The organism is Pseudomonas sp. D1-36 (genome assembly GCF_051132205.1).
Taxonomy (GTDB): Bacteria; Pseudomonadota; Gammaproteobacteria; order Pseudomonadales; family Pseudomonadaceae; genus Aquipseudomonas.
On record NZ_CP071674.1, the window covers coordinates 541,257 to 561,191 of the forward strand.

The 19,935-nt window shown below is 62.1% G+C and carries 18 protein-coding genes; 13 read left to right on the plus strand and 5 right to left on the minus strand.

Features of this window, described 5'->3' with window-relative positions; translation table 11 throughout:
* The first annotated feature begins 80 nt into the window (after positions 1-80).
* The 7 genes from J3P76_RS02390 (at position 81) to J3P76_RS02420 (ending at position 8,253) form a co-directional block, all read left to right on the plus strand.
* Positions 81-1,838 carry a carbamoyltransferase family protein gene (locus J3P76_RS02390; RefSeq protein WP_420766149.1) on the plus strand — a complete coding sequence of 586 codons (1,758 nt, stop codon included), beginning with the start codon at positions 81-83 and terminating at the stop codon, positions 1,836-1,838.
* Complete coding sequence (locus J3P76_RS02395) at positions 1,822-2,952, plus strand: glycosyltransferase (RefSeq protein WP_434608134.1); 1,131 nt, start codon at positions 1,822-1,824, stop codon at positions 2,950-2,952. The genes J3P76_RS02390 and J3P76_RS02395 overlap by 17 nt, the downstream gene beginning before the upstream one ends.
* On the plus strand, positions 2,952-3,848 hold the full coding sequence (locus J3P76_RS02400; protein ID WP_420766151.1) for an antimicrobial resistance protein Mig-14: 897 nt from the start codon (positions 2,952-2,954) through the stop codon (positions 3,846-3,848). The genes J3P76_RS02395 and J3P76_RS02400 overlap by 1 nt, the downstream gene beginning before the upstream one ends.
* An 8-nt stretch (positions 3,849-3,856) precedes the next feature.
* Positions 3,857-5,260 carry a PIG-L deacetylase family protein gene (locus J3P76_RS02405; protein ID WP_434608132.1) on the plus strand — a complete coding sequence of 468 codons (1,404 nt, stop codon included), beginning with the start codon at positions 3,857-3,859 and terminating at the stop codon, positions 5,258-5,260.
* Positions 5,261-5,323: 63 nt separating this feature from the next.
* Positions 5,324-6,280, plus strand: coding sequence for a glycosyltransferase family protein (locus tag J3P76_RS02410; protein ID WP_434561000.1), 957 nt, complete (start codon positions 5,324-5,326; stop codon positions 6,278-6,280).
* Positions 6,281-6,336: 56 nt separating this feature from the next.
* On the plus strand, positions 6,337-7,101 hold the full coding sequence (locus J3P76_RS02415; RefSeq protein ID WP_420766154.1) for a glycosyltransferase family 2 protein: 765 nt from the start codon (positions 6,337-6,339) through the stop codon (positions 7,099-7,101).
* 48 nt (positions 7,102-7,149) lie between these two features.
* On the plus strand, positions 7,150-8,253 hold the full coding sequence (locus tag J3P76_RS02420) for a glycosyltransferase (protein WP_434701453.1): 1,104 nt from the start codon (positions 7,150-7,152) through the stop codon (positions 8,251-8,253).
* Here the strand turns inward: J3P76_RS02420 and J3P76_RS02425 are convergent.
* A complete protein-coding gene (locus J3P76_RS02425; RefSeq protein WP_434611677.1) occupies positions 8,239-8,844 on the minus strand; it encodes a toluene tolerance protein in 606 nt (201 codons plus the stop codon). The genes J3P76_RS02420 and J3P76_RS02425 overlap by 15 nt on opposite strands.
* 107 nt (positions 8,845-8,951) lie before the next feature.
* Here J3P76_RS02425 and J3P76_RS02430 point away from each other — a divergent pair, with 107 nt between their 5' ends.
* The 4 genes from J3P76_RS02430 to hldE all read left to right on the plus strand — a co-directional run bounded on the left by J3P76_RS02430 (position 8,952) and on the right by hldE (position 14,129).
* Positions 8,952-10,124, plus strand: a complete 1,173-nt coding sequence (locus J3P76_RS02430; protein WP_420766156.1) for an O-antigen ligase family protein — start codon at positions 8,952-8,954, stop codon at positions 10,122-10,124.
* Positions 10,125-10,139: 15 nt separating this feature from the next.
* Positions 10,140-11,945, plus strand: coding sequence for a lipid A export permease/ATP-binding protein MsbA (msbA, locus tag J3P76_RS02435; RefSeq protein WP_434608126.1), 1,806 nt, complete (start codon positions 10,140-10,142; stop codon positions 11,943-11,945).
* Positions 11,946-11,996: 51 nt separating this feature from the next.
* Complete coding sequence (gene cysC / locus J3P76_RS02440; RefSeq protein ID WP_434608124.1) at positions 11,997-12,623, plus strand: adenylyl-sulfate kinase; 627 nt, start codon at positions 11,997-11,999, stop codon at positions 12,621-12,623.
* A gap of 84 nt (positions 12,624-12,707) precedes the next feature.
* Positions 12,708-14,129: a bifunctional D-glycero-beta-D-manno-heptose-7-phosphate kinase/D-glycero-beta-D-manno-heptose 1-phosphate adenylyltransferase HldE gene (gene hldE / locus J3P76_RS02445; RefSeq protein ID WP_420766159.1), complete on the plus strand. Its 1,422-nt coding sequence runs from the start codon at positions 12,708-12,710 to the stop codon at positions 14,127-14,129.
* A gap of 88 nt (positions 14,130-14,217) precedes the next feature.
* On the opposite strand, the gene J3P76_RS02450 is transcribed toward hldE, so the two are convergent.
* The 4 genes from J3P76_RS02450 to J3P76_RS02465 all read right to left on the minus strand — a co-directional run bounded on the left by J3P76_RS02450 (position 14,218) and on the right by J3P76_RS02465 (position 17,644).
* Positions 14,218-15,183 (minus strand): metal ABC transporter ATPase, encoded by a 966-nt coding sequence (locus J3P76_RS02450; protein WP_434608122.1) that lies wholly within the window; start codon positions 15,181-15,183, stop codon positions 14,218-14,220.
* A gap of 34 nt (positions 15,184-15,217) precedes the next feature.
* Positions 15,218-16,030 (minus strand): aldo/keto reductase, encoded by an 813-nt coding sequence (locus J3P76_RS02455; protein WP_434608119.1) that lies wholly within the window; start codon positions 16,028-16,030, stop codon positions 15,218-15,220.
* Positions 16,027-17,202 (minus strand): NAD(P)/FAD-dependent oxidoreductase, encoded by a 1,176-nt coding sequence (locus J3P76_RS02460; RefSeq protein ID WP_434608116.1) that lies wholly within the window; start codon positions 17,200-17,202, stop codon positions 16,027-16,029. The genes J3P76_RS02455 and J3P76_RS02460 overlap by 4 nt, the downstream gene beginning before the upstream one ends.
* Positions 17,203-17,311: 109 nt before the next feature.
* On the minus strand, positions 17,312-17,644 hold the full coding sequence (locus tag J3P76_RS02465) for a DMT family transporter (RefSeq protein WP_109752132.1): 333 nt from the start codon (positions 17,642-17,644) through the stop codon (positions 17,312-17,314).
* 103 nt (positions 17,645-17,747) lie between these two features.
* On the opposite strand from J3P76_RS02465, the gene J3P76_RS02470 reads away from it, so the two are divergent.
* Together J3P76_RS02470 and waaA are read left to right on the plus strand one after the other, a co-directional pair.
* Positions 17,748-18,638, plus strand: a complete 891-nt coding sequence (locus tag J3P76_RS02470; RefSeq protein ID WP_420766163.1) for a LysR family transcriptional regulator — start codon at positions 17,748-17,750, stop codon at positions 18,636-18,638.
* A 22-nt stretch (positions 18,639-18,660) separates the two neighbouring features.
* A complete protein-coding gene (gene waaA, locus J3P76_RS02475) occupies positions 18,661-19,935 on the plus strand; it encodes a lipid IV(A) 3-deoxy-D-manno-octulosonic acid transferase (RefSeq protein WP_434608113.1) in 1,275 nt (424 codons plus the stop codon).

Here is a 19,935-nt window from a genome sequence, read left to right on the forward strand (position 1 = left end):
GCCCCGTACCCTTGATGCGTGGCACATCATTTTTTCGCGGCGCTTGTCGCCCGTATGCAGACATAAGAGGCTAGACCCCTGTGGCATTGACGATTCTTGGCCTGTCCGGCGCCCTTAGCCATGATCCTTCCGCAGCGCTGTACATCGACGGCAAGCTGATCGCGGCGGCCGAGGAAGAGCGCTTCGTACGCGATAAACATGCAAAGAACCGCATGCCCTACGAGTCGGCGAAGTTCTGCCTGGAGCAAGCCGGCATCAAGCCGTCCGACGTTGACGTGGTGGCGATACCCTTTGCCCCGATCAGCCTGTTCGGCGAGGCGCGCTGGCACTACGCCAAGCGCTACTGGTACGCCCCGGACCGTGCCCTCGATGCGATTCTGATGGGCAATCGTCGCTACAAACGTTATCGCCGCAAGATCGTCTGGTGCCTGGAACAACTGGGTTTCGACCCGAAAAAAATCAAGATCGAGCCGGTCGAGCACCACCTGGCCCATGCCTCCAGTGCCTATCACTGCTCGGGCTTCCAGGAAAAAACCGCCATCCTCGGCATCGACGGCAAGGGCGAATACGCCACGACCTTCTTCGGCTATGGCGAAAACGGCAAGATCCACAAGATCAAGGAATTCTACGACCCGGACTCCCTGGGTGGCCTGTACGGCGCGATCACCGAGTTCCTCGGCTTCGAGATGCTTGATGGCGAATTCAAGGTCATGGGCATGGCGCCCTACGGCGACGCCAGCAAATACGATTTCTCGCGCCTGGCCTCGTTCGAAAACGGCCAATTAGTGATCAATACCGATTACGCCAACGTGATCGGCCTGCGCCGCTATAAAGAGAAAGGCAAGGGTTTCTACTTCTCGCCAAAGCTGATCGAGTGGCTCGGTCCGAAACGCGAAGGCGACATCGCCGACGAGCCGTACATTCACTACGCGGCCAGCATGCAAGCGCTGTTCGAGAAGCTTGCGCTGCAAATGATCGATCACTACCTGGGCGACGTGCTCAAGGAAACCGGCAAGCTGGCGTTCGCCGGCGGCTGTGCATTGAACGTCAAGCTGAACCAGAAAATCATCGCCCGCGATGACGTCAAGGAGCTGTTCGTGCAACCGGCTTCCGGCGACGCCGGTACGGCGGTGGGCGCGGCGGCTTATGTGTCCCACGCCCGTGGCGTGCCGGTGGAGAAGATGGAACACGTCTACCTCGGCCCAGCCTATAGCAACGAAGATGTGATCGCCGCCTGCGCCCGTCACCCGAGCAAGCCGGCGTGGCGCAAGATCGACAACACCCCTGAGCGCATCGCCAAGATCATGGTCGACGGCAACCCGGTGGCCTGGTTCCAGGGCCGCATGGAGTTTGGCCCGCGGGCCTTGGGCGGTCGTTCGATCATCGGTTGCCCAAGCGCCAGCGGCGTGGCCGACCGCATCAACGAACAGATCAAGTTCCGCGAACGCTGGAGGCCTTTCTGCCCGTCGATGCTCGACACCGTTGCGCCGCAGATGATCAAGGTCGACCACCCGGCACCGTTCATGACCTTCACGTTCGAAGTGGCTGAGGAATGGAAAACCCGCGTGCCGGAAGTGGTCCATGAAGACGGCACCTCCCGGGCCCAAGTGCTCAAGCGTGAATACAACCCGCGTTACTACGACATGATGAAAGCCCTGGAAGTCCTGACCGGCAATGGCGTGTCGCTGAACACCTCACTCAACCGTCGCGGCGAACCCATGATCTGCTCGCCCACCGACGCGCTGAACATGTTCTATGGTTCCGACCTGCAATACCTGATCATGGAGGACATCCTGGTGGTCAAGGACGGCGTGGACGCTTATGACACGCTCGGCTGAGCGACATGTGCTGCAGTTCTGCCACGGTTATGACGGGCCGTTCCTGGACTGCGCCCGTCAGTACGCCAGTCTGTTCGCCGGAACCGGTTATCGTGTGACCACGGTGTTTCTCACCGGCTCGGCGGACGCCGAGGTTGCCGCTGCCTGTGCCTCGGACGAGGTGTTGTTCATGGAGTACAGCTCCAGTGCCATTCGCGGCCTGAAGCTGGGTGCCATCAGCGATCTGCGCAAGATCGCCGCCTCGCGCAATTTCAGTTTCTGCATCGCGCACCGGTTCAAGCCGATCTACATCGCCCTGCTCGGCACCGGGTTGCCGGTGATCGGCGTGCACCATGCCTTTGGCGATTATCAACGGCGTACCCGCCGATTGTTCGCCCAGGTTTTTCGCAAGCGCCTGAGCTTGCTCGGGGTGTCCGACGCCGTGCGCGACGACATGCGTCGCTGCCTGCCAAAATGGCCGGTCGGCAGGATCCAGACCCTCTACAACCGTATCGATCTGGAGGCCTTGCAGGCCAGCCAGGTTTCCCGGGAGCAGGCGCGACAAACCCTTGGGCTGGAAGCGAACGCCTGGATTGTCGGCAACGTCGGACGCCTGCATCCGGACAAGGACCAGGCCACCCTGCTTCGTGGTTTTGGCGCTGCGCTGGCGTACCTGCCAAGCCACAGCCAACTGGCGATTCTGGGCAAGGGGCGCCTGGAACAGGACCTCAAGGCTCTGGCGCGAGAGTTGGGCATTGCCGACCGCGTGCTGTTTCTCGGCCAGGTGCCAGAGGCCCGTCGTTATTTCCGTGCCTTCGACGCGTTTGCGCTGAGCTCTGATCACGAGCCGTTCGGCATGGTGCTGCTCGAAGCCATGGCTGCCGGCGTGCCGTTGCTGGCCACGGCCTGCGGTGGCGCAAAGGAGGTCGTCGAGGGCGTCGGCATCCTGTTCCCGCTCGGTGACGCCGAGCACATGGCCCAAGGGCTGCAACACCTGGCTGCGATGGACGAATTGCAGCGGCGCCAATGCGCCGAATTGATGCTGGAGCGCTTGCGCGAACGTTTTTCCGATCGCGCCGTACGCGAGGCATTCTGGCGCTTGCCCCAAGTGACTGAACTGGCGCCGAGGAACTGATGCTCAACCGATTCCAAGGCTGGCGAGAGCGCGGCTGGACCACCACGGATGCCTCGAGCTACGCCCAGGCGTGGCAACGTTTTGGCGGCAGTGTGGCGACACACCCCCTGGTCGTGGAGCGCCTGGCCGCCCTGGCTGGGATTCCCGTGCGTTACCTGGCATTCGAGCAGGGCGGCGAGCTGAAGGCGGCAATTCCGACCTGGGGCCGCGATCTGGCGCTGTCGAAGGACGTGCTCAAGCGCAGCGGAAAAAAAGGCCTGTTCGACCTGGGCAATGCCGAGTTGATCCTGCCGGCCGCGCCCGACACCCAGGCACCGTTGCGTCATCGAGGACGGTATCTGTCGGCGCTCAATGAAGGTCGCTTCAGCGGTTTGAAACTGCAGAAAGAGCAGCTGGCCATGGCTCGCCTGCCGGAAGAACTGTCCAAGAAGTTCCGCTACAACCAGCGCCGTGAATTGCGTCTTCTGGAGGAAGCCGGCGGGCAGGTGCGGCCGGTCGGCGAGTTCTCCAGTACCGAGTTGGCGTCGATCTACTGTGATCTGTTCCAGCGTCGCTGGGGTTTTCCCGCCACCGGTGCCGAGCGCATGGGCGAGGTGGTCGAGCTGCTGCGCGAGCTGCTGATCGGCTCGGTGATTTTTCTCAACGATGCGCCCATCGCCATCCAACTGGTCTATCGCGTCGAAGCGCCTGAATGGATCAGCGTCGAATACATCAATGGCGGCGTCGACCCGCAGACTCGCGAATTCAGCCCGGGCAGCGTCTTGAGCTTCCTCAATACGCAAGGCGCCTGGGAGCACGCCCGGGCCGCGGGCAAGCCGTTGCGGTTTTCCTTTGGCCGGGCGGATCGCGAATACAAGGATCGCTGGTGCAACCCCGTGCCGGTATTCAGCGTATGAACCCGCCGATGAATCGAAAACAACAACTGCTCAAGCGCCATCGTCGCAACAAGCGCGTGGGGCTGTTGTGCGCCCTTGTCGTATTGGGGCTGATAGGCGTTTGGGTGGCCTGGTGGCTGCCGCTGGTGCTGGCGCTGTTGGGCTGGGTAGCCCACGAGGCGTGGTTCGCCGATCATCTGTTCTATTCGCCCAAGGATGACTACCAGTACGATTTCCCCCCCTTCACGCAGCAACCGAAGGTTCACCTCAATGCAGGGCGACTGCGCCTGGATGAAGGTGTGATTCTCGATGACGGCGCGACTCTGGTCCTGGCCTTGCGGATCAAAAGCACCTGGCTGGGGCGTTTCTTCGATCCGAGCGTCGAGTTGTCGGGCGGTGAAGCGGCGGACCGACAAACATTCGAGCGTGGAGTCAACGGCCTGCGCTACCTCAACCTCAGTGAGCAGGGCGCGGTGCTGTCCCGGGGTGAATTGCGCTTGCGCGGACGCTTTTGTCGCTTGTCGGGCGAGCCGATGCTGTGGTCGTTTGCGCCGATGGAGCTACAGCGTCCACGGCTGATGGTTATCGCGCCCCACGCCGACGATGCGGAACTGGCCGCTTACGGACTCTACAGCCAGGCCGAAGAGGCCTGGATCGTCACCCTGACGGCCGGGGAAATCGAAGCACAACATTACCAGCGCATGGGCCTGGGACGTGCCGAAGCTGCGCGGCTCAAGGGCCGATTGCGCGCCTGGGACAGCCTCGCCGTGCCGCGTTGGGCCGGTGTGCCGCAGGAACACTGCGTGCAACTGGGGTATTTCTGCCTGCAACTGGCGGCGATGCAAGCCGCGCCCGGCCAACCCCAGGGCTCCCGCGAGGCGGATCTGAGCGATACCCGGCTGTTTCGCCAACTGAACCCGTTTACCTTGCCCGGCGATGCAGATGGCGCGCCGACCTGGAACAACCTGCTGGCGGACTTGCGCGAAGTGCTGCTCAAGGCGCGTCCCGAAGTGATTGTGCTGCCTCACCCGACGCTCGATCCGCATCCCGATCATCTTTGTGCCCACCAGGCTGTCTTGCAGGCGCTGGAAGGACTGGAGTGGCAGCCCTCCGTGCTGCTGGGATACGCCAACCACCTGCACGACAACGATCGTTGGCCCATGGGTGATACCGGCATGGGCGTCGCGTTGCCGCCCCATTTCGACCCGGCCCGGCCGATGCATCCGTTCAGCCTGGGCCTGACCCTGGCCGGGCAACGTGACAAGGCCATGGCGCTGGGCATGATGCATGACCTGCAGCCGCCTGCTCCGTTCAAGCGTCGGTTGCGTCGTGGTATCCAGCGTCTGTTGGCCGGGCGCCGGGAGTCGCCCTATGGCGAGAATGAATTCTTTCGCAAGGCTGTACGCCGTCATGAACTGTTCTGGCGGCTTTAAGGGCCCAGGGGGCTACAAGGCCTCCGGTTATCTATCAAGTCGTTCGGTGCCGCAAGGAAGACGATGAAAGTTCTGTTTCTGGTGCAGAAAGAACAACGGGCCATCCTGGATCGGCTCTATGAAGGTGTCGCCGCCCATTGCGAGTGCGACCTGCGCTGGCTCGACAGCCAGGAGCAACGCAACCTGCGAGGCTATTTCCGGAGACACGTGGACGTCTCCCGCTACGACCGGATTGTATTTTTCCTGCGCTTCAAGCAGGAAATCCGCCAGGCGGGGTTCATCCGCACGATCCCCAACCTGGTGATCCTGGAGCATGACGCCTACCAGAACTACATCCCTTGCAAATACACCGGCAAGTTCAGCGCCCATTACCGACGCCTGCCGTGGGTGCGGGTCATCAGCTCCGGGTTCATGGTGACCGAACGCTTGCGTGCCGAAGGGTTCGATGCGGTTTTCGTACCCAAGGGCTATGATCAATCGCTGTTGCAAGACCAGCAGCGCGAGCGGGATATCGAGCTGGCGTTTGTCGGCAGTACCAACAGCGTCGCCTATAGCGGGCGCAAGGCATTGCTGGACGAGCTGGCGCGCGTCGAGCCGCTGGTCGTCACCCGTACCAAGTCCGGCGAAGAGTATTGCGAAACCCTCAATCGGATCCGCTTCTTCGTCAGTGCCGATGTGGGCATGGGCGAGTACATGATCAAGAATTTCGAGGCGATGGCCTGCGGTTGTGTGCTGCTGGCCTATGATCAAGGCGCCGAGGAAGCGCGGGCGCTAGGGTTGCAGGACATGCATAACGTGGTGTTGTATCGGGACATCCCGCAACTTCAGGAAAAACTTTCCCGGCTGCGCGCCGAGCCCGAACTGGCGCAAAGTATCGCCCGCAACGGCCACAGGCTGGCATTGGAGCAGTTCAGCTTCGCGCGTATCGGACAAAAAATCGTGGAAGCGCTGGAACCTCCGCTGCGACCGCGCGAACCGTTGAGTCTGCTAGAGTCCTTGCGCCAGAAACTGGGCATTTAACAAAAACCGCGATGCCATCCAACGACCTGGGTGGCATTTGACTAAATGGTATTTCAGTGCAGTTTTCCGACGATAGTGACATCACCCTGGTGGTCACCAGTTGCGGCCGGCTCGACCTGCTCAAGCGGACGCTCGAGAGTTTCGACCGTTTCAATACTGCGCCTATCCGCGAAGTGTTCATTACCGAAGATGCGGGCGACGATGGGGTGCATGAGGTCCTTCCTGCCCATTGGAAGGCGCACTGCACGGTTTTCATCAATCGGCCGAAGCTGGGGCAGCTGGCGTCGATCGATCTGGCCTACGGACACGTCAAGACAGCGTATATCTTCCACTGCGAGGATGACTGGGAGTTCTACCGCCCGGGGTTCGTGGAGGACTCTCTGACGGTCCTGCAACTGCGGCCCGAGATTCTCCAGGTATGGCTGCGCAATTATGTCTACGACCTGTGTGTCCACAGTCCCTACATTCGCTTGGGCGAGCGTCAGCTGATCGGCGGCGTGCCGTGCTATCCACTGATATCCGACAAGCCTGAATGGCAGAGTTTTTCCCTCAACCCTGGCCTGCGCCGTTTGAAGGAATACCAGTTGTGCGCCCCGTTTGCCGGTTTTGGTGGCGAAAAGGCCCTGTCGCTTCGTTACGCTCAACTGAACTTGACCGCGGTCACCCTCGAAGGGGATGCTGTTTTACACACCGGATTCGGTGTCCATGTCGAAGTACCTGTCGAACGCCAGCGCAAGGCGCGTCGCAGGCGCCGTGAGCAAATCAAGCTCTTTCTGATCCTTTTGCTCGGAGTCTGTGTTGGCTGGCTTATCAATTATTGAGTTTCTCGAAGCACGAGTTCGGGTCCGCGATCAAAGGTTTGCTGCTCGATGAGCATTATTAATGTTATGTGGGCAGGCGGTTCGCCATTCGCTTCGGTGCATAAGGTCCATCGCCAGATACTTTCACAAATCGACCCGGCGATGCCTGTCAGGACATGGCTCTTGCAGGGCTCGGAATCTGCGTGCCTGGAGGGCGTGGGTCCGGCGCGTGAATGGAACCTGACCTCGGCGAAACTCAAGGGGCGGCACTTCTGGCGCCTGTTCAGGCCCTGGATGCACAGCCGTTTTCGCCAGGCGCTGCTCGACAGCGCTGCCCAAGTGGTCCTGCTCGACGGCCTCGGTGTGGCTCGTACCCTGTTGCCAGTATTGAAGGACATGCCGCACATCCATGTGGTGGTGATATTCCACGGGGCGACACGGCTCAATGCCGTGGGCCGGGATCTGCTGCGCGGCTTTGCGCCCTCGCGCCTGGCCCTGGCTGCGGTGTCGCAGACATTGGCGGCATCGCTGCAGGAAGCGCTGGGGTTGCCGGTCACTGCGTTGCGCAGTGCATTCGATCCGGCTGGATTCCAGGCCTGCCTCCTGCCACGTGAAGAGGCTCGTGCCCGGATGCACTTGCCTTTGGCGGGCCCCCGCATATTCGGCGCCGTGGGGCGGCTGGTGGACAAGAAGGGCTTCGCCAGTTTGCTCGATGCCTTTGCCCTGGCGGCTGTCGCGCAGCCTGACTGGCGCTTGGTGATCGTCGGCGAAGGGCCTGCACGGGAAGCACTGCAGGCGCGCATCGACCAGCCGGACCTGGTCGACAAGGTATTGCTTGCGGGGCATCTGGAAGACGTGGCGAAGCTCTATAGAGCGTTCGACTGGGTGCTGGTCCCCTCCTTTGAAGAGGGCCTTGGCCTGATTCTCCAGGAGGCGATCCTGGCCGGCGTTCCGGTGCTGGCCAGTAACCTGGCGGTGTTCCGCGAACAGCTGGCCGATGCCGGTTGGTATGCGCCTGCCGGCGATGAGAGTGCCTGGGGCGAGGCGATCACGCGGGCTTCAGAGGCTTCGGCCGAAGCCGTCGCGGCGGCGCAATACCAGGCATTGGCGCCTGACGAGGCATGGGCGGGTTTCTGCCGGACCGCCCGGGAATTGATCTCAGGCAGGCAGTAGGGCGTTTTCCAGCGCTTGCATCGGAAAGCTCCCGTTCAGGTTTTCCCGCGCAATATAACGAGCGAAATGCTGCAAGTTGCGGCGCGCCAGATAGCGCGGCAATGGCGAGCGCAGGAAGCGCATGTCGGCGACATCGATCAGCCCCAGGGTGTTTTCCGGAGTGACGACGATATTGCCCAAGTGCAACGAACGAAAATAGACACCACGGGCGTGGAGGCTGCGGATCAGTTCGATCAGGTCCGGAAGGCGCTGTTGCCAGCTGAAGCTCTCCTGATTCGACAATTGGCGCAGGGTTTTTCCCGGAAGCGGCCGATACAGTACGGCGGTCATGCCGGGCTTTTGCAGTTTGTAGTAGGCAAGCACTTCGAGAGTCGGTACGCCGAGTTCTTGCAAGCGGGCCGCGTTTTTGATGAATCGCGTCGAATAGGGCCTGAACAGGGCCGACGAAAATAGCCGCTTGCGGCGAAACAGTTTGAGGATGTTTCCATCCTGCAACAGATAGACTTTTGGGCCGTAGCTGTCGGCCTCCAGAATGCTGGCGCCTTCAATCAATTGATTCAAAGCGGCTTGGGGAAGCCGTGAGGATTGCATCGTAGGGAAACCTTGTTGAAAGAACCGGTGCCGTGGCGGGCCATGATGCCCAAAAGTTTTTGTTTTAACCATGCCGGTTTGGCTGGTACATCGATTAGGAGCTTTGGATGCAAGCAACACGTTGGGCGCAGGTATGGATGGCCTTTGGCTTGTCATGGTTTTTGCTGGCGATCGCACTGGCACCCGCCAACAAGGTTTATCAACAAGGAATGATCGCATTCGTCTGGTTGCCCGCGATCCTGTTCGCCTGGCCCGCGCGGCACAGGCTGGTGGAGTTATGGCGCGCCCAGCGCTTGATCTACACGGCGTTGCTGGCATTGATGGCGTGGGCATTGATCACCCTGTTCTGGGCCGAGTCGCCGGAGCCCGTGCGCGAAGCCAAGCGGTTGTTGTACATCCTGATATTCCTGATGTTCTTCCCGATTTTCGCTGACGGTCGACCTGAGCGGGTGATCCGTATCATGCAGTGGGGCGGTGTTGGGCTAGCCCTGACGGCCTTGATGGCAATGATTCATTTCTATGGGATCGAGAACCAGCGCTGGGTGGCGCGTCTCGAGGGGCTGGGCGAGTTGTCCCATCCGATCCTGGGTGGCTACGTGATTGGCCTCGCGGCGATCTGGATGCTGCATTGGGTGCCGCGTCGTATCGGGCTGCAAGCTGTTTGTGCCGTGGCCTTGGCTCTGCTGGGCTTGTTCGTGGTCATGAGCCAGAGTCGCGGCGCGGCCCTGGCCTTGTTGCTCAGCGTACTGGCCATGCCGCTTTACTGCCGGGACTCGCGTACTCGTTTGATTGCCGCCGCGGCGCTGGTGCTGGCGATGGTGACTTTCTGGTTGCTGGAACCCTTGGTGATGGCCCGCGGAGCTTCCTATCGTCCGGAAATTTTTGCGTCCAGCCTGCAGATTATTTCCGAGCATCCCTGGGGTGGTCTGGGATTGGCAGGCGACTACCGGGTTCCTGTCGGTGGCCGTTTGTTCGACCACTCGCATAACCTGTTCACCCACGTTGCCATTCAGTTGGGCCTGCCCGGAATGTTGATATGGTGCGTGGTCTGGTTCGCGGTGCTGCGCGAGGCCTGGCGTGCCCGTGACACCCTGCTGGGCCGAGGCGTGCTGGGCATGTGGGTGTTTTCGTTCCTGGCGATGCAGTTCGACGCGGCGAGCCTGACGGGCACCCCGCGCGCCGAGTGGTTCATCACTTGGCTGCCGGTCGGCATGGCCAGCCTTTTGACCTGGGCGCGGGCCAATCCCGATGGCTGTGATAAAATCCCGCGCTCTTCCTAACCAGTGAGCTCGACGATGAGTGACGCACCGCCTAAAGCGGAACAGGATTCCAGCCTGAAAATCTATTTCCGGCTGCTGGGATACGTCAAACCCTACTTGGGCATTTTCCTGCTGAGTATCGTGGGCTTCGTGATATTTGCGTCCACCCAGCCCATGCTGGCCGGGATACTCAAATATTTTGTCGACGGGTTGAGCAATCCCGATGCGGTACTGTTTCCCAGCGTGCCGTATCTCAAGGATTTGAAGCTGCTGATGGCCGTGCCGCTGCTGATCATCCTGATCGCTGCCTGGCAGGGCCTGGGGTCGTTCCTGGGCAACTATTACCTGGCCAAGGTCTCGCTGGGGCTGGTGCATGATCTGCGGGTCGAGTTGTTCAACAAGCTGCTGGTCCTGCCCAACCGCTATTTCGACACCCACAATTCCGGTCATCTGATTTCTCGGATCACCTTCAACGTGACCATGGTCACCGGTGCTGCCACGGACGCCATCAAGGTGGTGATTCGCGAAGGCCTCACCGTGGTGTTCCTCTTCGCTTACCTTGTGTGGATGAACTGGAAACTGACCTTGGTGATGCTGGCGATCCTGCCATTGATTGCAGTGATGGTCAGCAGCACTAGCAAGAAATTCCGCAAGCAAAGCAAAAAGATCCAGGTGGCCATGGGCGACGTGACCCACGTCGCCTCCGAGACCATCCAGGGTTATCGGGTGGTGCGCAGCTTCGGTGGCGAGGCCTATGAAGAACAGCGTTTTGCCAGCGCCAGCCAAGGCAATACCGACAAACAACTGCGCATGACCCGCACCGGCGCGGTCTACACGCCGATGCTGCAATTGGTGATTTACACCGCCATGGCCGCGCTGATGTTCCTGGTACTGTTCCTGCGCGGTGACGCGACAGCGGGCGATCTGGTGGCCTACATCACCGCGGCGGGCCTGCTGCCCAAGCCGATTCGCCAACTCTCGGAAGTCAGCTCCACGATCCAGAAGGGCGTGGCGGGCGCCGAAAGCATCTTCGAGCAACTGGACGTCGAGCCCGAAGTGGATAAAGGCACGGTCGAGCAGGAGCGCGTGAGCGGCCGTCTCGATGTGCGCAACCTGAGCTTTACCTACCCTGGCGCCGATCGGGAAGTGCTCAAGGACATCAGCTTCACCGCTGACCCTGGGCAGATGATCGCCCTGGTAGGGCGGTCGGGCAGCGGCAAGTCGACCCTGGCCAGCCTGATCCCGCGTTTCTATCACCACGAAGTCGGTCAGATCCTGCTCGATGACGTGGAAATCGAAGATTATCGACTGCGCAACCTGCGCCGGCATGTGGCCCAGGTGACCCAGCACGTCACGTTGTTCAACGATACGGTGGCCAACAATATCGCCTACGGCGACCTGGCCGGCGCGCCGCGGGCCGACATCGAAAAAGCCGCCCAGGACGCCTACGCGATGGACTTCATCGCGCAGCTTCCCCACGGCCTGGACACCGAGGTCGGCGAAAACGGCGTGCTGTTGTCCGGTGGCCAGCGCCAACGGCTGGCGATTGCCCGGGCATTGTTGAAAAACGCGCCGCTGTTGATCCTCGATGAGGCCACCTCGGCACTGGACACCGAGTCCGAGCGGCATATCCAGGCCGCGCTGGACCAAGTCATGAAAGGCCGTACGACCCTGGTCATTGCGCATCGGCTGTCGACCATCGAAAAGGCCGACATGATCCTGGTCATGGACCAGGGGCGCATCGTCGAACGCGGCACCCATGGCGAACTGCTCGCGCAAAATGGCTATTACGCGCGTCTTCATGCCATGGGCTTGCATGTTCCCACCCAGGACATCGCCTGAATACGAGGCCAAGGCTATGCTCTTGTGCATGACGACGATGGAATGCTCGACATGGATGAGACAACAAGGGCATCAAAGCAACAATCGCAGGCTCAGCCGGGCGCGCTGACACTTTCGCCCTCGGACCGGGCGGCCATCAAGATCCAGCGGCCTCGCTGTTTCTGGTTGACCGGGCTGTCGGGGGCTGGAAAGTCGACCTTGGCCAATGCCCTGGAAGTTCGCCTTCACCAGCAAGGCCTGCATACCGCTTTGCTGGACGGCGACAACCTGCGCAGGGGGCTTTGCAGTGACCTTGGGATGGATGCCGGCTCCCGAAAGGAAAACGTGCGGCGAATAGCCGAAGTGGCGCGCTTGATGGTCGAAGCAGGGCTGATTGTCATCGTCGCGGCGATTTCGCCGTTTCGGGCCGATCGAGACGCGGCACGACGGCTCTTTTCCCATAATGACTTCATCGAAGTCTACGTCAGTACGCCGTTCGACGTGTGTGCCGAGCGCGACCCCAAGGGGCTGTACCGCGAAGCCCTCGCCGGGCGGATCAAGCATTTCACCGGTCTCGATAGTCCTTACGAGGCGCCGCTGGCGGCCGAATGCGAAATCGATACCAGCGAGATGGAGCTGGCCCAGGCCTGCGCGCAGATGATGGCATTGCTGTGTGAAAACAATGAAAGCGCGGCTTGATACTTCCGGTCACCGCCATGGACGAGCCTCCCCCAACCCTGTGCTAATATCGCGCCCCTGTTCATTTTGTATGTGGGATGTTCCATGAAGTTGTCCATGCCGCGATTCGATCAAGCCCCTGTATTGGTGGTCGGCGATGTCATGCTCGACCGCTATTGGCATGGCGGTACATCACGGATTTCCCCCGAGGCGCCGGTACCGGTGGTCAGGGTCGAGCACATCGAGGACCGTCCCGGCGGTGCCGCCAACGTTGCCCTGAACATCGCCGCCCTCGGCGCCCCGGCTTCCCTGGTCGGCGTGACCGGTGACGATGAAGCGGCAGAGAGCCTGGCCAACAGCCTGGAAGGCGCTGGCGTGCGGGCGATCTTCCAGCGCATCGCGCACCAGCCGACCATCGTCAAGCTGCGGGTCATCAGTCGTCACCAGCAACTGCTGCGCATCGACTTCGAAGAACCGTTCGCCACCGACCCGCTGTCCCTGGGCGCCGAGGTCGACAACCTGCTCGACGGTATCAAGGTCCTGGTGTTGTCGGACTACGGCAAGGGCGCGTTGAAGAACCATCAAGTGCTGATCCAGGCTGCCCGTGCCCGCGGTATTCCCGTGCTGGCCGACCCCAAGGGCAAGGATTTTTCCATCTACCGTGGCGCGAGCCTGATTACCCCTAACCTCAGCGAGTTCGAAGCCATCGTCGGTGGTTGCGCCGATGAGCACGAACTGGTGAGCAAGGGCGCACAGCTGATGCACGACCTGGATCTTGGGGCGTTGCTGGTTACCCGCGGCGAGCACGGCATGACCCTGCTGCGTCCCGATCATCCGGCCCTGCACCTTCCGGCCCGTGCCCGCGAAGTATTTGACGTGACGGGCGCCGGTGACACGGTGATCTCCACCCTGGCCGCGGCGATTGCCGCCGGCGAGGAACTGCCCCACGCGGTTGCCCTGGCGAACCTGGCGGCGGGCATTGTCGTCGGCAAGCTGGGTACGGCGGCGATCAGCGCCCCGGAACTGCGGCGCGCGATCCAGCGCGAAGAGGGATCGGAGCGCGGTGTGCTGGGGCTGGAGCAACTATTGCTGGCTGTCGATGACGCGCGCGCCCATAAAGAGAAAATCGTTTTCACCAACGGTTGTTTCGACATCCTCCATGCTGGCCATGTGACCTACCTCGAGCAGGCCCGGGCCCAGGGTGATCGCTTGATCGTCGCGGTCAATGACGATGCTTCCGTGAGCCGCTTGAAAGGGCCGGGCCGGCCGATCAACAGCGTCGACCGCCGCATGGCGGTCCTGGCCGGCCTTGGCGCGGTGGATTGGGTGATCAGCTTCAGCGAAGGCACGCCGGAAAACCTGTTGCGCCAGGTCAAGCCGGATGTGCTGGTCAAGGGCGGCGACTACGGTATCGACCAGGTCGTGGGTGCCGACATCGTTTCCGCCTATGGGGGCACGGTGAAGGTGCTGGGGCTGGTGGAAAACAGCTCGACGACGGCGATTGTGGAAAAGATCCGCAATAACTGATTTATCTGACAAAGCGCAGCACTTGTGGATGCGAGCACGCTCGCTCCCACAAGGGTTCGTTGTCCGGTCAGAAAAATCGGCGTCAGGCCTAACGAGCCACCTTGCTCGGGACGATTTTCTTGAGCAGTTGCCGCGCCTTGCCCTTGAGCCGGGTCAGCCCGGACTCCTTGCCCGGTGTCGTCAGCCCTTGCTGGCGTAACCAGTCCTTCCAGCGAATCCGCTCGTCACGCACCAGCCAACCGTCCTGCCGGGCGAAGCTCTCCGCCAGGTATAAGCCGCGGGTGCTGGCCGCAAGCAGCTGATCTTTCTTCAATGTATACAGTTCGGGCAGCGGTTGTCCGTCCTGCAGCGGCATCAGGTAAAGATCGGGTCGCTTGCGGTCCAGGCGCGCCACCAATTGGTCGCCCTCCAGACGCTCATCGACATGAAACAGGCTCAGTGACTTGGCTTCCTTGGGCACGTCCAGGCGCAAGTCATAAATCAATTGCAGGGAGGCCGTCGGCAGATGCACGTAGGCCCGTGGTCGTTCGATCAGTTGCAGATTGGCGCAGCGCACCGGCCGGGCCGAGCCGGACAGCGGAGCCAGGCGAAACGGCAAGGCTTCGCGATAATGCAGTGCGCTCGAATAAGGCGCCGGGAGCCAGGTGTCGTTGAAGCGTCCGCCGAGCCAACCTTCCGGTGTTTCTAAAAGGCATTCTTCGGCTATTTCGTTGATGGCGGTAAGCAGCGGCAGGTTCAGCTCATGGGCCGGGACATAGCCGGAGATCAGCTTGAGCACCACGTCGCCGCGATCCTGGCGACGCTGACGCACCAATACCCAATACTCGCGGTTCTGCCAGTGCAGGGTCAGGCGCACCGAGACGCCCAGGTTCGCAAGCTCCACGGAGAAACGCTCGGCATCGTCCACAGCCACGGGACGCCGCCGCTGCAAGGTCTGGGCAAAATTGAGCGGCATTCCCACGCTCTGGTAAGTCAGGCCTTCGGGAGTCGCTTCGACGGAAAGGGGCAGAGTCTTGAAGTTACTTGGATTTTTTCTGATGAGCGTACGCGGCATGTCGGCTCCTTCCTTAAGGCCGCGTAGGGCGGCGTCAGTTTCTGCGTAGGACCTTGGCTACGGTCGCAACGTTGTGGGCGAGGTGCAGCGGATTGATGGTGCCGACAATAGCACTGGCAACCCCGGGATGCCCAAACAACAGTTCAAAGCTGGCGCGAACCGGGTCCTCACCGGGGCTCAGGCAGGCATGACCGCTGGCCAGGGCTTTTTTCACCAGGATCGCCTTGCCGTGCTCGGCCGCGTACTCAATGACCGCCTTTTCGCTTCGTTCGTTCAGATTGTAGGTGACCATCGCGCAATCACCTTGCTCCAGGGCTTTCAAGCCACCGTCGACGGTCTTGCCAGAGAATCCGAAGCCGCCGATCTTGCCCTCGCGCTTGAGCGCCGCCAGGGTCGGGTAGACCTCGCTGTCGTCGAGGATCGCCAGGTCATTGCCGTCCGAATGCACCAGTACCAGGTCGATGTAGTCCGTTTCCAGGCGCTGGAGGCTGCGTTCAACCGAGAGCCGCGTATGAGCAGCGCTGAAGTCATGACGGGACTGGCCATCGCTGAATTCCTCGCCGACTTTGCTGACGATCACCCAGTCGTGACGCTGGCCGCGCAACAGCGGCCCGAGGCGTTCCTCGCTGCGGCCATAGGCAGGCGCGGTGTCGATCAGGTTGATGCCCAGGTCGCGCGCCAGCTTGAGCAGCATGCGCGCTTCGGTGTCATCCGGAATCTGGAAACCGCTGGGGTACTTGACGCCCTGGTCGCGGCCCAGCTTGACCGTGCCCAGGCCCAGGGGCGAAACCAACGGGCCGTTTTTGCCCAGCGGGCGACGCAGATCGTGGAGTGTCGGCTGGCTCATGGCAGCAGTTGCTCCCAGGCGGGAACGCCCATGGGCGGCTTGGGCAGGTCCGGCAGCGGGGTGGTATGGCTGGGCTGGATACCATCGCGTTGCAGCGCGGCGATCACCCGGTCGGAGAAGTCCGGGGCCAAGGCGAGCTTGGTCGGCCAGCCCACCAGCAGGCGACCCTGCTCGGCGACAAAGGCGTTATCCGGGCGGGTCAGGCCCGATTGCAGCGGCTCGGCGCGGGCGACCCGCAACGTGGCCCATTGTGCGGTGCTCAGGTCGATCCACGGCAGCAACTGGCCGAGCTCTTTCTGGGCGACGGCGATCTGCGCAGCGGGCTCGCGGGCGACGGCATCCCCCTCGGCAAGATCGCCTCCCAGATACCAGACCCATTGGCCATCGGCGGCCGGATGGGTGGTCACAGTCACCCGGGGCTTCGGCCCGCCACCCAGGCAATGGGCGTAAAGCGGCTTGAGGCTGGGGCCCTTCGCCAGGACCATGTGCAACGGCCGGGTCTGCATGGCCGGCTGGTCGAGGCCCAGGGCGCGGAGCAGGTCGGCGGTGCCGCCGCCGGCACTGAGGACGATGCGCTGGGCGCGGATTTCGCGACCGTCGACCTTCAGTCCGACAAGTTGGCCTTCCTCGTGCAACGGTTCGACCTGCTGCCCGGCCAGCAGGCTGTCGCCGGCCAGGTCTGCCAGGCGCGCGATCAGGCTGGGAACATCCACCACCAACTCGGCCAGGCGGTAGACTTTGCCTTTGAAACGCTTGTCTTGCAGGGCTGGCGGCAGTTGGTCGCCCTTGACCTGGTCGACGCGCCCGCGCACGGCCTTGCTGGCGAAAAAGCTCGTAAGGTTGCCGGCCAGGGTGCCTGGGGACCAGAGGTAATGGGCGTCGGACAACATGCGTACCCCCGACAGGTCCAGCTCACCGTCGCCCTTGAGGGCCTCGCGCCAACGGCGCGGCATGTCGGCAATGGCTTCCGAGGCGCCAGTCAGGGCTCCGTGCAACGCATACTTGGCGCCGCCATGGATGATGCCCTGGGATTTGACGCTCTGCCCGCCGCCAAGGCTGGCGCTTTCCACCAGCACGGTTGAAAACCCCTGGCGGCGCAAGCGCGCATTCAGCCAGAGGCCGGCGACTCCGGCGCCGACAATGAGGACGTCGGTGGAAATAACGGATGGCATGCAGCGACCTCGGAGGAAATTAAGCGGCAAGTTTCAAGCTTCGAGCTGCAAGTTACAAGCGAGAGGGTATCGCTTGTGCTTGCAGCTTGAGGCTTGGAGCTGCGCTGCTTCAATGTCCTGCAGTCTTGGAAAACAACTGGATCACCACCACCCCCAACACAATCAACGCCATCCCCAGCATCGCCGGCACGTCCAGTTTCTGCCCATAGATAAACAGCGCCGCGACGCTGACCATCACGATCCCCAAGCCGGCCCAGACCGCATAGGCCACCCCCACTGGAACGGTGCGCACCACCAGCGTCAGCATCCAGAACGCAGTGCCATAGCCGGCGATGACCAACAACAAGGGCAGGGGCGTGCTCAAGCCCTTGATCGCTTTCATCGATACGGTGGCGATCACTTCGGCGCAGATGGCGATGGCGAGGTAGTAATAGGCGTTCATGAGCGATTCCTCTCGGGTCGTTGCGTCGTTCGATGGGCCCATTCTAGGGAATGGCCAAATGGGGTAAAGTCATTACCTATCTGCGATAGAGATAGGTTGAGCGATGAATGTTCAATGGAACCTGGAGCAATTGCGACTGTTCGTCGGTGTCGCCGAGAAGCGGTCGTTTTCCGCGGTGGCCCGGGATCAGCGCAAGGCTCAGTCGGCTGTCAGCAGTGCGATTGCACTGCTGGAAGAGGACCTGGGGGTGAGCCTGTTCGAGCGCAGCAGTGGTCGCCAGCCCAAACTCACCGATGCGGGCGTGGCGCTGCTTGAGGAGGCCCGGGAAGTGTTACGCCAATGCGAACGCCTCAACGGCCGGGCCTTGGCCCTGATGCGCGGGCAGGAGGCATCGCTACGCCTGGCCCAGGACGAGGCCATGCCCTATCAGCCCGTTATCGACAGCCTGGCGGCGCTGGCCGAACGGTTTCCCACCCTAGAAGTGCAACTGGCCAGCGCCGCCCAGGGCGATGTGGCGCGCAAGCTGGTGGAGCGTCGCGCCGATCTCGGGTTGTTGTTTTATCACGATCAGATTCCCGAGGCGCTGGAGCGCCGGGTATTGGGTAGCGTCGAGATGGTCACGGTGTGCGGCCGGGGGCATCCCTTGGCGAGCCATGATTACGTGACCTGCCTGGAGATGGCCCGGCACCGGCAATTGCTGATGGCGACCCAATCCAGCGTCTATCCCGGCAGCGAGCAGGCCAGCCCGCAAGTCTGGCGGGCCGACAGCTTCTACGTGCTGGCCGAGTGGTTGAGAAGTGGGCTGGGCTGGGCCTGGCTGCCGCGGCACGTCGTGCAGTACCCGGCGTACCTGGGGGACATGGTCGAGCTCAACAGTGAATGGACCCCGCCGGCCCTGGTGGTGGAGCTGGTCTGGCGCCGCGACGAACCCCTGGGCCCGGCGGCCCGTTGGCTGGCGGAACGTTTTGCCGTGCAGTTGCAGGCGCTCGGCTGAAAAACCGATAAACTCCGCCGCCATGAACAGAACTCTCTATAGCGCATTGTTTTATCTGGGGCTGCCACTGGTGGCGATTCGGCTGTGGCTGCGGGCTCGCAAGGCACCGGCGTATGCGCGGCGTATCGGCGAGCGTTTCTCGTGGGGCTTGCCGACGATGGCGCCGGGCGGCATCTGGGTCCACGCGGTGTCAGTGGGCGAGAGCATTGCCGCTGCGCCGATGATTCGCGCGTTGTTGCAACGCTACCCACAACTGCCGATCACGGTGACGTGCATGACGCCCACCGGTTCGGAGCGGATCAGGGCGTTGTTCGCCGATGAGCCGCGCATCCAGCATTGCTACCTGCCTTATGACCTGCCGTGCGCGGCCAAGCGTTTTCTCGACCAGGTCCGGCCGAAACTGGCGGTGATCATGGAAACCGAACTGTGGCCCAACCACATCCATCAATGCGCCCTGCGCGGTATCCCCGTGGCGTTGGCCAACGCGCGGCTGTCGGAGCGTTCGGCGCGCGGTTATGCCCGTTTTCCCAAGCTGACCCGGCCGATGCTTGCTGAGATGGGCCTGTTTGCCGTGCAGACCGAAGCCGAGGCAGAGCGCTTTCGTCAACTCGGTGCCAGGGCGGAAACCGTTGAAGTGACCGGCTCCATCAAGTTCGACCTGACCATCGACCCGCAACTGCTGGAAAGCGCCAGTGCCTTGCGCCGTCAATGGCAAGCGGTGGAGCGCCCGGTGTGGATCGCCGCCAGTACCCATGAGGGTGAGGACGAAGTGGTGCTGGCCGCCCATCGTCGGTTGCTCGACAGCTACCCGGATGCGTTGCTGATTTTGGTGCCGCGTCATCCGGAACGGTTCGATGCGGTGGCGCAACTGTGCGAGCGTGAGGGCTTCGCCACGGTCCGGCGCTCCAGTGCCCGACCGGTCGACGCACAAACTTCGGTGCTGCTGGGCGACACCATGGGTGAACTGTTGTTTCTCTATGCCTTGGCTGACAGTGCGTTTGTCGGCGGAAGTCTGGTAGCCAACGGCGGGCACAACCTGCTGGAGCCGGCGGCGCTGGCAAAACCGGTGCTCAGCGGGCCGCACCTGTTCAACTTCCTTGAAATTGCCGCCCAACTGCGCGCGGCCGGAGCCTTGGCGGAAGTGGAAGATGCCCACGGCCTGGCCCTGGCCGTGCAGCGTCTGTTCGAACTGCCCCGGGATGCCCAGCGCATGGCCGAGTCGGGGTTGGCGGTGATGCGTCGCAACCAGGGCGCGTTGCAGCGGTTGTTGGATGGGTTGGGGCGCTTGCTCGACTGA

Bases quoted from the DNA above. Each gene is read 5' to 3' on its own strand.
- J3P76_RS02395 (WP_434608134.1), top strand. From the start codon at position 1,822: ATGACACGCTCGGCTGAGCGACATGTGCTGCAGTTCTGCCACGGTTAT.
- J3P76_RS02465 (WP_109752132.1), bottom strand. From the start codon at position 17,644: ATGAACGCCTATTACTACCTCGCCATCGCCATCTGCGCCGAAGTGATC.
- hldE (WP_420766159.1), top strand. From the start codon at position 12,708: ATGAAGTTGTCCATGCCGCGATTCGATCAAGCCCCTGTATTGGTGGTC.
- J3P76_RS02400 (WP_420766151.1), top strand. From the start codon at position 2,952: ATGCTCAACCGATTCCAAGGCTGGCGAGAGCGCGGCTGGACCACCACG.
- J3P76_RS02430 (WP_420766156.1), top strand. From the start codon at position 8,952: ATGCAAGCAACACGTTGGGCGCAGGTATGGATGGCCTTTGGCTTGTCA.
- waaA (WP_434608113.1), top strand. From the start codon at position 18,661: ATGAACAGAACTCTCTATAGCGCATTGTTTTATCTGGGGCTGCCACTG.
- J3P76_RS02450 (WP_434608122.1), bottom strand. From the start codon at position 15,183: ATGCCGCGTACGCTCATCAGAAAAAATCCAAGTAACTTCAAGACTCTG.
- J3P76_RS02405 (WP_434608132.1), top strand. From the start codon at position 3,857: ATGAATCGAAAACAACAACTGCTCAAGCGCCATCGTCGCAACAAGCGC.
- J3P76_RS02470 (WP_420766163.1), top strand. From the start codon at position 17,748: ATGAATGTTCAATGGAACCTGGAGCAATTGCGACTGTTCGTCGGTGTC.
- J3P76_RS02410 (WP_434561000.1), top strand. From the start codon at position 5,324: ATGAAAGTTCTGTTTCTGGTGCAGAAAGAACAACGGGCCATCCTGGAT.
- J3P76_RS02460 (WP_434608116.1), bottom strand. From the start codon at position 17,202: ATGCCATCCGTTATTTCCACCGACGTCCTCATTGTCGGCGCCGGAGTC.
- msbA (WP_434608126.1), top strand. From the start codon at position 10,140: ATGAGTGACGCACCGCCTAAAGCGGAACAGGATTCCAGCCTGAAAATC.
- J3P76_RS02425 (WP_434611677.1), bottom strand. From the start codon at position 8,844: ATGCAATCCTCACGGCTTCCCCAAGCCGCTTTGAATCAATTGATTGAA.
- J3P76_RS02420 (WP_434701453.1), top strand. From the start codon at position 7,150: ATGAGCATTATTAATGTTATGTGGGCAGGCGGTTCGCCATTCGCTTCG.
- J3P76_RS02455 (WP_434608119.1), bottom strand. From the start codon at position 16,030: ATGAGCCAGCCGACACTCCACGATCTGCGTCGCCCGCTGGGCAAAAAC.
- cysC (WP_434608124.1), top strand. From the start codon at position 11,997: ATGGATGAGACAACAAGGGCATCAAAGCAACAATCGCAGGCTCAGCCG.